Raw genomic sequence first — 10,849 nt, 5'->3', positions numbered from 1 at the left:
TATGTCATCTTCCGCCCCGAACGCTGTCCTCTCGGTCAGCGGTATCGGCAAGACCTATGCTCAGCCGGTTCTGTCCGACATCACCCTGACGCTCAATCGCGGGGAAGTGCTCGCGCTGACCGGTGAGAACGGCGCAGGCAAAAGTACCTTGTCGAAGATCATCGGCGGCCTGGTCACACCGACTACCGGGCACATGCAGTTCAACGGTCAGGAGTACTGCCCCGCCAGCCGCACCCAGGCCGAAGCCTTGGGCGTGCGCATGGTCATGCAGGAACTCAACCTGCTGCCGACCCTGACGGTGGCTGAAAACCTGTTTCTGGATAACCTGCCGAGCAACTGTGGCTGGATCAGCCGCAAGCAACTGCGCAAAGCCGCGATCGAGGCCATGGCTCAAGTTGGCCTGGATGCGATCGACCCCGACACGTTGGTTGGCAGCCTGGGCATTGGCCACCAGCAAATGGTCGAGATTGCGCGCAACCTGATCGGCGACTGCCACGTCCTGATTCTCGACGAACCCACGGCCATGCTCACCGCCCGTGAAGTCGAGATGCTGTTTGAGCAAATTACCCGTCTGCAGGCCCGGGGCGTGGCGATCATTTATATTTCACACCGGCTGGAAGAACTGGCCCGTGTCGCCCAGCGCATTGCGGTACTGCGCGACGGCAAGCTGGTCTGCGTCGAGCCGATGGCCAATTACAACAGTGAGCAACTGGTGACCTTGATGGTCGGTCGCGAGCTGGGCGAACACATTGACCTGGGCCCGCGCACCATCGGCGAACCGGCCCTGACGGTGAAGGGCCTGAGCCGTTCGGACAAGGTTCGCGACGTGTCCTTTGAAGTGCGCGCCGGTGAGATCTACGGTATTTCCGGACTGATCGGCGCCGGCCGCACTGAGTTGCTGCGCCTGATCTTCGGTGCCGACCAGGCCGACAGCGGCACCGTGGCCCTGGGATCGCCGGCCAGGGTGGTCAGTATTCGCTCGCCAGTGGATGCGGTTGGTCATGGTATTGCCCTGATCACCGAGGACCGCAAGGGCGAGGGCCTGCTGCTGACCCAATCGATCAGCGCCAATATAGCCTTGGGAAACATGCCGGAAATTTCCGGCGGTGGCGTCGTCAATAGCCGCAACGAAACCGCTCTGGCCAAACGCCAGATCGACGCCATGCGTATCCGCAGTTCCAGCCCGGGGCAATTGGTGTCCGAGTTGTCGGGCGGCAACCAGCAAAAAGTAGTGATTGGCCGCTGGCTGGAGCGCGATTGCGCGGTGATGCTGTTCGATGAGCCCACCCGAGGCATCGACGTCGGCGCCAAGTTCGACATCTATGCGTTGCTTGGCGAACTGACTCGCCAGGGCAAAGCCTTGGTGGTGGTGTCGAGCGACCTGCGTGAACTGATGCTGATCTGTGATCGCATCGGGGTGTTGTCCGCGGGGCGCCTGATCGAGACCTTCGAGCGTGACAGCTGGACCCAGGACGAATTGCTCGCCGCCGCCTTTGCCGGCTATCAGAAACGTGATGCGCTGCTCAATGAGGCAGCGCCTAGGAATACCCCATGAAAACAAGCATTTCCTCCGGTAAAACTGGCGGCAACTTCTATGGCCTGGGTACTTACCTGGGGCTGGCGGGTGCCTTGCTGGCGATGATTGCGCTGTTCTCGGTACTCAGCGACCACTTCCTGTCCTACGACACCTTCAGCACCCTGGCCAACCAGATTCCGGACCTGATGGTGCTGGCGGTGGGCATGACCTTCATCCTGATCATCGGCGGTATCGACCTGTCGGTAGGTTCGGTGCTGGCATTGGCGGCATCGGCGGTCAGCGTGGCAATCCTGGGCTGGGGCTGGAGCGTGTTGCCGGCTGCGCTACTGGGCATGGGCTGCGCTGCATTGGCCGGGACCATCACCGGCTCCATCACCGTGGCCTGGCGTATCCCGTCATTTATCGTGTCTTTGGGTGTGCTGGAGATGGCCCGGGGCGTGGCCTATCAAATGACGGGCTCGCGCACCGCTTATATCGGTGACTCGTTTGCCTGGCTGTCCAACCCGATTGCTTTCGGTATTTCCCCGTCGTTCATCATTGCGCTGCTGGTGATCATTGCGGCTCAGTTGGTGCTGACCCGCACTGTCTTCGGGCGCTACCTGATCGGCATCGGCACTAACGAAGAAGCAGTGCGCCTGGCTGGCATTAATCCCAAGCCATACAAGATTCTGGTGTTCAGCCTGATGGGCCTGTTGGCCGGTGTAGCTGCGCTGTTCCAGATCTCGCGCCTGGAGGCGGCAGACCCGAATGCAGGTTCAGGCCTGGAGCTGCAGGTAATCGCCGCGGTGGTAATCGGCGGCACCAGCCTGATGGGCGGGCGCGGTTCGGTCATCAGTACGTTCTTCGGTGTATTGATCATTTCGGTATTGGCGGCGGGGCTTGCGCAGATCGGCGCTACGGAACCCACCAAACGCATCATTACCGGTGCTGTGATCGTGATCGCCGTGGTCCTCGATACTTACCGCAGCCAGCGCGCCAGTCGGCGGGGCTGAGTCATGGCAACGATCAAGGATGTGGCAGCGCTTGCAGGTATTTCCTACACCACCGTGTCCCATGTGGTGAACAAGACGCGTCCGGTCAGCGAGCCGGTCCGCATCAAGGTCGAGGCGGCGATCAAACAGCTGGACTACGTGCCCAGCGCCGTGGCGCGTTCGCTCAAGGCCAAGACCACGGCCACCATTGGCCTGTTGGTGCCCAATAGCCTCAACCCGTATTTTGCCGAGCTTGCGCGGGGCATCGAGGATTATTGCGAGCGTAATGGCTACTGCGTGATCCTCTGCAACTCCGACGACGACGCAGAAAAACAGCGCAGTTATTTGCGCGTGTTGCTCGAAAAACGCGTCGACGGCTTGATCGTGACGTCGGTGGGCGGCGATGACAGCGGCTTGGCGGCGGGCTTGAGTGCAGTGCGCACGCCCATGGTGATTGTCGACAGGGCCCTGGATGGAATCGATGTCGACCTGGTGCGCATCGACCACGAACAGGGCGCCTACCTCGCGACCCGGCACTTGCTGGAGTTGGGCCATCGGGATATCGCCTGTATCGGCGGCCCGGGGCATACCCGCGTGGCACAAATGCGCCTGGCGGGTTACCAGCGTGCATTGCGCGAGGCGGGTGTCGAGGTGTTGGCCAGCCGGATCCTGGAAAGCGATTTCACCAGCACGGGGGGGCATGCCGCAGCCGTGCAATTGTTAGCGCAAAACCCGCCCAGCGCGATTTTCGCCAGCAACGATATGATTGGTTTCGGCGTGCTGCGCGCAGCCGCAGAACGCAGCATCCGCGTGCCGGCCGAGTTGTCGGTGATCGGTTTCGATGACATTCAGATGGGACGCTACGTCTATCCTGCGCTGACCACGGTTGGGCAGTCGATCCTGCAATTGGGCGAGACGGCGGCCGAATTATTATTGCAACGAATAGCAACACCCCAACGGTCGATCGATCAACGCATCGTGACGCCAAGTATCGTTTTGCGTGAGTCGACGGCGCCATTGGCCGGTGTGTTCGCCCAATACCGCTGAACCGAATTGATGAGTACTGATGTATGCCAGCAAAAGTAGTGGTAGTAGGCAGCTTGAACATGGACCTGGTCACCCGGGCCAGTCGCTTGCCGCGTGCCGGTGAGACCTTGATCGGCCAGAGCTTTTCCACCGTTGCGGGTGGCAAGGGCGCCAACCAGGCGGTGGCATCGGCGCGGCTGGGGGCCAGTGTTGCGATGATCGGATGCGTGGGCACCGATGCCTATGGCAGTCAATTGCGTGATGCACTGCTGGTGGAAGGGATCGATTGCCAGGCGGTCAGCACCGTAGAGGGCTCCAGTGGTGTGGCATTGATCGTGGTGGATGACAGCAGCCAGAATGCGATTGTCATTGTGGCCGGCAGCAACGGTGAGTTGACGCCCGCGTCTCTGCAAGCGTGCGACGCTGTGCTGCAGGCGGCAGACGTGATCATCTGCCAGCTTGAAGTGCCGATGGACACCGTTGGTCATGCGCTCAAGCGCGGCCGCGAACTGGGCAAGACAGTCATCCTCAATCCGGCGCCCGCGAGTGGGCCTTTGCCCGCTCAGTGGTATGCCTCGATCGATTACCTGATCCCCAATGAAAGTGAAGCCACCGCCCTGAGCGGCGTCACCGTCGACTCGCTCGACAGCGCCAAGGTCGCCGCAACAGCGCTGATCAAGGCGGGGGCGGGTAAAGTCATCATTACGCTTGGCGCCCAGGGGGCACTGTTTGCCGACGGTAGCAGCTTCGAGCATCTGTTGGCGCCGAAGGTCAAGGCGGTGGACACCACAGCCGCTGGCGATACCTTCGTCGGTGGCTTTGCCGCTGCACTGGCCGCGGGCAAGAGCGAAGCCGAGGCGATCCGTTTTGGCCAGGTAGCGGCGGCGTTGTCTGTGACCCGCGCCGGCGCTCAGCCTTCCATTCCTACGCTGCACGACGTACAAGGTTTTGTGCCCTCATGAAAAAGACACCTTTGCTCAATATCGCCCTGTCACGCGTGATCGCATCCCTGGGCCATGGTGATGTGCTGGTCATCGGCGATGCCGGCTTGCCGGTGCCGCCCGGCGTGGAGTTGATCGACCTGGCACTGACCCAGGGCATTCCGGATTTCATCAGCACGTTGCGCATTGTGCTCAGTGAGATGCAGGTTGAAAGCCACGTGCTCGCGGAAGAAATCCTGCTCAAGCAACCGCCGGCGCTGAGCGCGCTCAATGCGCTGACAGAGCAGGCAGCGCTGGGTGAGCGGCGGCTGCTCAGCCATGAAGAATTCAAGCAACTGAGCCGCACAGCACGCGCGGTTGTGCGTACCGGCGAGTGCCAGCCTTACTGCAATATCGCGCTGGTATCCGGCGTAACGTTTTAGCGTCCCCCCAATGACAAGGAGTGCTTTATGCAACGTGGTCTACCCATCCTGAAAAACCTGTTCCGGAGTGTTCTGCTTTTGTCCGCACTCACAGCTGCAAGCGCCCAGGCGGCGGAAAAAATCGACCTGATCATCGATACCGACCCTGGGGCCGATGACGTGGTGGCGCTGCTGTTCGCCATGGCCTCGCCGGAGGAGCTGAGCATTCGTGCGCTGACCACCGTCGCCGGTAATGTGCGCCTGGACAAGACCTCCCGCAATGCGCGTCTGGCGCGCGAGTGGGCAGGGCGTGAGGACATTCCGGTGTACGCAGGTGCGCCGGCGCCTCTGTTGCGCAAGCCGATCTACGCCGAGAATATCCATGGCAAAGAGGGCATCTCCGGCGTCACCGTGCACGAGCCGAAAAAAGGCCTGGCCGAAGGTAATGCCGTTGACTACCTGATCAAGACGCTGAGCACCGCCAAACCGCACAGCATCACCATCGCCATGCTCGGTCCGCAGACCAACCTCGCGCTGGCACTGACCCAGGCGCCGGAAATCACCCAGGGCATCAAGGAAGTGGTGGTGATGGGTGGTGCGCACTTCAATGGCGGTAATATCACGCCCGTGGCCGAGTTCAACCTGTTCGCCGATCCGGTGGCCGCTGAGATTGTGCTCAAAAGTGGAGTGAAGTTGACCTACCTGCCGTTGGACGTGACCCATAAAGTCCTCACCAGCGACGCCCGCCTGAAGAAGATTGCGGACCTGAACAACAACGCGAGCAAGGTCGTCAGCAGTATTCTGAATGAGTACGTCAAAGGCGACATGGAGCATTACGGCATTCCGGGTGGCCCGGTCCACGACGCTACCGTGGTTGCCTACCTGCTCAAACCATCGCTGTTCAGCGGTCGTCAGGCCAATATGGTCGTTGACAGCCGCGAAGGCCCAACCTTTGGCCAGACCATCGTCGATTGGTACGACGGCCTCAAGCAGGAGAAGAATGTGTTCTGGGTCGAGAACGGCGACGCCCAGGGCTTCTTCGATCTGCTGACCGAGCGTCTGGCGCGTTTGAAGTAATACGTTTTACCGGTCGGCGTTCGTCGGCCGGTTCTTATTCTTGTGCGCCCATGTAGTCGGCCGGGTATTTCTCGAATACCTGGCCGATGAACGCTTGTGCCGCCTGGGTTCCCAGTTCCTTGACCAACAGATCGATACCAATGATCGCCAGTTCTTCGGGGCTGCCGGGGCTATAGGAGCTTTGCCCCTGGGGCCACTTGGCTTTGATATCGGCTTGGAGCGTTACGGTGGTCATGGAAATCTCACGGCTGAAAGTACTGGGCAATGCGCTGGAACGCGGTTCCAGCGGCGCAGTTAACCATTTTGCGCGGCTTTTGGCACTGCTACTTAGGCATGAAGGAGGGGGTATGCGACACTGTTGGCTTGTTTAACAGCCGGGAAACACCGCGTGCAGATCGATCTGAACAAGCCTGAGAACCTGACGCTGGATGCCGTGCGCCAACTGCTTGCCCACGCCAGTGACGACGTACATACCCAGCTTCGGGTAACCAGGGCTGGTATTGCCTATATTTCTTCCGGCGTAGTCGGTGGAGCTCAGATAGATGGCCTGCTGTTTCGTCTGGAGACCTGGGCCAAGGGTTCTGGCTATGTCGGTATTGTGGCGGCCAGCGATGAGGTCTGGGTCATGCAGATCTTCAACGCGCTGAAACAGAACTGGCCATACCCACCATCTGACTACATCGACATCTACTGAGTGCGTTCATATCTAGTCACGATTGACTGGGCGATTGCCCCGCGCGAGTCAGGCAGACTTGCGCGCAGGCGATTAACGTCTTGAAACCAATCGTTCATATCGCTGTCGCACGATCTCTGTCCATTTTTTATCATAGGAGGCTTCATGCCTTGGAAGCTCGCTTCATTCGGTACTTTGTTGGCAGCACTCGCATTGGCGGGTTGCAGCACCCCGGGTGCCTCTGAGCCAGGCAAAGACGCCACCGTGACCGATGCCGGTCATAGCCGCTGTGAGTCTAAGGCCGCCGAGTTCGCAATCGGCCAGAAAGCCTCGCCGCAGTTGCTGGAGCAGGCTCGTACCCGTGCTGGCGCGCAGAATGCACGCATCCTCAAGCCCAACGATATGATTACCCTGGAATATCGTTCTGACCGCCTGAACCTCAACACTGACAACAACCTGGTGATCACGCGGGTCAATTGCGGCTGACAGCTTCGGCTTTTGCATCGCCCATAAAAAACCCCGTCACATGGACGGGGTTTTTTTTAGCTCAGCGGAGAATTACTCGCCGCGAACCTGTGCAGCTTGCATACCCTTTTGGCCTTTCTCAGCCACGAAGGAAACGGTTTGGCCTTCTTTCAGGCTTTTGAAACCGTCGCTTTCGATAGCTTTGAAGTGTACGAACAGGTCGTCACCGCCACCTTGAGGAGTGATGAAGCCGAAGCCTTTTTCATCGTTGAACCATTTAACGGTGCCGGTTTGGCGATTAGACATGGTGTATCTCCAAGAAACATATATTTTCAGTAGTGCTGTGCTGCTCAGGCCAACTGGGCACACTGGGCTATCATAGTCGAAATGTTCGACTTGGGAGCCCCCCCAAGGCATTGTTTGCTAATCAATCGCGTTGCATCTGATCCCTGGATCGGCGCAAAGCCGCGATCTACGGGGCTTTGCGCTGAAATATCAACTGTTAAAAAAAGCCGTAAAACCTGCATAATTTGTGTGAAATGGCAGTTTTCAGGCCATTTTTCCAGCGATATGGTCGTCAGATCAGTGGTCAATCTTACTTTTTCTTCACGACTTTGCAGGACGAAATAGCCGCTACCGCTTTGTTCTTAAGCTCAGGGCTGGCGTTCTGATTGGTCATCAGTTCCTTGATCTCGGCAGTGCTCAATTCGGCATTGATCTTGTCAGCACCACATTCGCAGTGAGCTTTGGCAGTTTTGGCGTCTACGTTCTGACTCGCGGCGGCACTGCAGTCGCTCACAAAGCTGTCACGGGCGCCGGCTGGCCAGTTGGAAGGGGCTGCAGCCTGCGCGCCAAGGGAAAGGAGGCTCAGGGTAGCGGCGACAGCGAGGGTAGAGGTGAAACGCATCATGGGATGCTCCTTTGGGTCGAGGACGAACGGCGATTCTCAGTGGGTTGGAGGCCCGACGTACAGCTCAAGTTCACTTTGCAGCTATAAAGCCTTGAATTGCGCTATACACAAAGCTTCGTCGGCGCGATGACCGTTCATCTGTGCTAGCATCGTGGGCTTGGCTAGTTTCAGGCGCGTCAATTACCGCCTTGCCATGTTTCTTTTTAGCTCAATCCAGTCACTCTGGTTCGATTATCGGTTGGCCGAAAGGCTCCTGCCGCTGTAAGGCAGGCGTTCATCACTGAACGGCCTGGTGTTGGATCTTGTACTGGCTCATCCCAACCCACGTGACCTTTGGTAGGGGTCACCACTAGGAGAGGAGGCGCCATGCCAACTATTACTCTACCCGACGGCAGTCAACGTTCATTCGATCATTCGGTTTCCGTAGCCGAAGTCGCCGCATCCATTGGTGCAGGCTTGGCCAAGGCCACCGTGGCCGGCAAGGTCGACGGCAAACTGGTCGACGCCAGTGACCTGATCACTTGCGATGCCAGCCTGCAAATCATCACGCCCAAGGATCAAGAGGGGCTGGAGATCATTCGCCACTCTTGCGCGCACCTGATTGGCCATGCGGTCAAGCAGCTGTACCCAACCGCCAAGATGGTGATCGGCCCGGTAATCGAAGAAGGCTTCTATTACGACATCGCCTATGAGCGTCCTTTTACACCGGACGACTTGGCGGCCATCGAGCAGCGCATGCACGCGCTGATTGAAAAAGATTACGACGTCATCAAGAAAGTCACCCCGCGTGCCGAAGTGATCGACGTGTTTACCGCGCGTGGTGAAGATTACAAGCTGCGCCTGGTGGAAGACATGCCGGACGAGCAGGCCATGGGCTTGTACTACCACGAAGAATACGTCGACATGTGCCGTGGCCCACACGTGCCGAACACGCGTTTCCTCAAGTCGTTCAAGCTGACCAAGCTGTCCGGTGCCTACTGGCGCGGTGATGCCAAGAACGAACAGCTGCAACGGATCTACGGCACGGCCTGGGCTGACAAGAAACAGCTGGCCGCCTACATCCAGCGCATTGAAGAAGCTGAAAAGCGCGACCACCGCAAGATCGGCAAGCGCCTGAACCTGTTCCACCTTCAGGAAGAAGCGCCGGGCATGGTGTTCTGGCACCCGAATGGCTGGACCCTGTACCAGGTGCTTGAGCAGTACATGCGCAAGGTTCAGCGCGACAACGGTTACCTGGAGATCAAGACCCCGCAGGTCGTTGATCGCAGCCTGTGGGAGAAATCCGGGCACTGGGCCAACTACGCCGACAACATGTTCACCACTCAGTCGGAAAACCGCGACTACGCCATCAAGCCGATGAACTGCCCATGCCACGTGCAGGTGTTCAATCAAGGCCTGAAGAGCTACCGCGAGTTGCCGATGCGCCTGGCCGAGTTCGGTGCCTGCCACCGCAACGAGCCATCCGGTGCACTGCACGGCATCATGCGTGTGCGCGGTTTTACTCAGGACGACGCCCACATCTTCTGCACCGAAGAGCAGATGCAGGCTGAATCCGCCGCGTTCATCAAGCTGACCATGGACGTTTATCGCGATTTCGGGTTTACCGAAGTTGAAATGAAGCTGTCCACTCGTCCGGAAAAACGCGTTGGTTCCGACGAGCTGTGGGATCGCGCCGAAGCGGCACTGGCCGCAGCACTCGACAGTGCGGGCCTTGCGTACGACCTGCAGCCGGGGGAGGGCGCGTTCTACGGTCCGAAGATCGAGTTCTCGCTCAAAGATTGCCTTGGCCGTGTCTGGCAGTGTGGTACCCTGCAGCTCGATTTTAACCTGCCGATCCGTCTGGGAGCCGAATACGTCTCCGAAGACAACAGCCGTAAACACCCGGTTATGCTGCACCGGGCGATCCTCGGTTCGTTCGAGCGGTTCGTCGGTATCCTGATCGAGCACTACGAGGGAGCGTTCCCTGCGTGGCTGGCTCCGACCCAGGCAGTGATCATGAATATCACTGATAAACAGGCAGATTTTGCCGCCGAAGTTGAAAAAACTCTCAACGAAAGCGGATTTCGTGCCAAGTCCGACTTGAGAAATGAAAAGATCGGCTTTAAAATCCGCGAGCATACTTTGCTCAAGGTTCCCTATCTTTTGGTTATCGGAGATCGGGAAGTCGAGATGCAGACTGTCGCTGTGCGTACTCGTGAAGGTGCTGACCTGGGCTCGATGCCCGTCGCCCAGTTCGCTGAGTTCCTCGCGCAAGCGGTTTCCCGGCGTGGTCGCCCAGATTCGGAGTAATTATTATTAAGCGTGAAATGAGACAAGATAAACGAGCTGCACCGAAAGCCCCGATCAACGAGAATATCTCGGCACGCGAGGTTCGGTTAATTGGGGCTGAGGGTGAGCAGCTTGGGATTGTGTCAATTGAAGACGCGCTTCTTAAGGCTGAAGAAGCCAAGCTCGATTTGGTGGAAATTTCCGCCGATGCTGTACCGCCTGTCTGCAAGCTGATGGACTACGGCAAATCGATCTTCGAGAAGAAGAAGCAGATTGCCGCAGCCAAGAAAAACCAGAAGCAGATCCAGGTTAAAGAAATCAAGTTTCGTCCAGGGACGGAGGAAGGGGATTACCAGGTAAAACTGCGCAACCTGGTACGTTTCCTGAGTGATGGGGACAGGGCCAAGGTATCCTTGCGATTCCGCGGCCGTGAGATGGCCCACCAGGAGCTGGGGATGGAACTCCTCAAGCGGGTTGAAGCTGACCTGCTCGAGTACGGTTCGGTCGAACAGCATCCTAAGATGGAAGGACGCCAACTGATCATGGTCATCGCCCCGAAAAAGAAGAAGTAATCAACAGG

General features: G+C 58.5%; 13 protein-coding genes. 10 read left to right on the top strand and 3 right to left on the bottom strand.

Annotated features, from left to right (window positions below):
• Window position 1: 1 nt before the first annotated feature.
• From LJX92_RS17335 to LJX92_RS17310, 6 genes are read left to right on the top strand one after another with little or no spacing between them, the layout of a single operon-like run.
• Window positions 2-1,555: a sugar ABC transporter ATP-binding protein gene (locus LJX92_RS17335; protein ID WP_005789698.1), complete on the top strand. Its 1,554-nt coding sequence runs from the start codon at window positions 2-4 to the stop codon at window positions 1,553-1,555.
• A complete protein-coding gene (locus LJX92_RS17330; protein ID WP_032880283.1) occupies window positions 1,552-2,529 on the top strand; it encodes an ABC transporter permease in 978 nt (325 codons plus the stop codon). Before LJX92_RS17335 ends, LJX92_RS17330 begins: the two co-directional genes overlap by 4 nt.
• A 3-nt stretch (window positions 2,530-2,532) precedes the next feature.
• Window positions 2,533-3,555, top strand: a complete 1,023-nt coding sequence (locus LJX92_RS17325) for a LacI family DNA-binding transcriptional regulator (RefSeq protein WP_032880284.1) — start codon at window positions 2,533-2,535, stop codon at window positions 3,553-3,555.
• Window positions 3,556-3,578: 23 nt separating this feature from the next.
• The gene (gene rbsK, locus LJX92_RS17320; protein WP_005789694.1) at window positions 3,579-4,496 is read left to right on the top strand and encodes a ribokinase; all 918 of its coding nucleotides are present in this window, start codon (window positions 3,579-3,581) and stop codon (window positions 4,494-4,496) included.
• Window positions 4,493-4,897 carry a D-ribose pyranase gene (rbsD, locus tag LJX92_RS17315; protein ID WP_005789692.1) on the top strand — a complete coding sequence of 135 codons (405 nt, stop codon included), beginning with the start codon at window positions 4,493-4,495 and terminating at the stop codon, window positions 4,895-4,897. The genes rbsK and rbsD overlap by 4 nt, the downstream gene beginning before the upstream one ends.
• A 27-nt stretch (window positions 4,898-4,924) precedes the next feature.
• Window positions 4,925-5,953, top strand: a complete 1,029-nt coding sequence (locus tag LJX92_RS17310) for a nucleoside hydrolase (protein WP_032880287.1) — start codon at window positions 4,925-4,927, stop codon at window positions 5,951-5,953.
• Between the two features lie 34 nt (window positions 5,954-5,987).
• Here LJX92_RS17310 and LJX92_RS17305 read toward each other — a convergent pair whose 3' ends face one another.
• Window positions 5,988-6,188, bottom strand: a complete 201-nt coding sequence (locus LJX92_RS17305) for a hypothetical protein (protein WP_032880288.1) — start codon at window positions 6,186-6,188, stop codon at window positions 5,988-5,990.
• Window positions 6,189-6,341: 153 nt separating this feature from the next.
• Here LJX92_RS17305 and LJX92_RS17300 point away from each other — a divergent pair, with 153 nt between their 5' ends.
• Both LJX92_RS17300 and LJX92_RS17295 read left to right on the top strand, forming a co-directional pair.
• On the top strand, window positions 6,342-6,647 hold the full coding sequence (locus LJX92_RS17300) for a hypothetical protein (RefSeq protein WP_032880289.1): 306 nt from the start codon (window positions 6,342-6,344) through the stop codon (window positions 6,645-6,647).
• Window positions 6,648-6,791: 144 nt separating this feature from the next.
• The gene (locus tag LJX92_RS17295; RefSeq protein WP_032880290.1) at window positions 6,792-7,112 is read left to right on the top strand and encodes an I78 family peptidase inhibitor; all 321 of its coding nucleotides are present in this window, start codon (window positions 6,792-6,794) and stop codon (window positions 7,110-7,112) included.
• A 72-nt stretch (window positions 7,113-7,184) separates the two neighbouring features.
• On the opposite strand, the gene LJX92_RS17290 is transcribed toward LJX92_RS17295, so the two are convergent.
• Together LJX92_RS17290 and LJX92_RS17285 are read right to left on the bottom strand one after the other, a co-directional pair.
• The gene (locus LJX92_RS17290) at window positions 7,185-7,397 is read right to left on the bottom strand and encodes a cold-shock protein (RefSeq protein ID WP_003234260.1); all 213 of its coding nucleotides are present in this window, start codon (window positions 7,395-7,397) and stop codon (window positions 7,185-7,187) included.
• Window positions 7,398-7,686: 289 nt separating this feature from the next.
• On the bottom strand, window positions 7,687-8,001 hold the full coding sequence (locus LJX92_RS17285; RefSeq protein ID WP_078821838.1) for a hypothetical protein: 315 nt from the start codon (window positions 7,999-8,001) through the stop codon (window positions 7,687-7,689).
• A 366-nt stretch (window positions 8,002-8,367) separates the two neighbouring features.
• On the opposite strand from LJX92_RS17285, the gene thrS reads away from it, so the two are divergent.
• Complete coding sequence (gene thrS / locus LJX92_RS17280) at window positions 8,368-10,290, top strand: threonine--tRNA ligase (protein ID WP_005789682.1); 1,923 nt, start codon at window positions 8,368-8,370, stop codon at window positions 10,288-10,290.
• The gene (gene infC, locus LJX92_RS17275; RefSeq protein ID WP_169851780.1) at window positions 10,290-10,841 is read left to right on the top strand and encodes a translation initiation factor IF-3; all 552 of its coding nucleotides are present in this window, start codon (window positions 10,290-10,292) and stop codon (window positions 10,839-10,841) included. The genes thrS and infC overlap by 1 nt, the downstream gene beginning before the upstream one ends.
• The last annotated feature ends 8 nt before the right edge of the window (window positions 10,842-10,849 follow it).

The organism is Pseudomonas sp. HN8-3 (assembly GCF_020790195.1).
Lineage (GTDB): Bacteria > Pseudomonadota > Gammaproteobacteria > Pseudomonadales > Pseudomonadaceae > Aquipseudomonas > Aquipseudomonas synxantha_A.
Note: the sequence above shows the minus strand (reverse complement) of the source record. Positions and strands in the feature narration are given on the sequence as shown.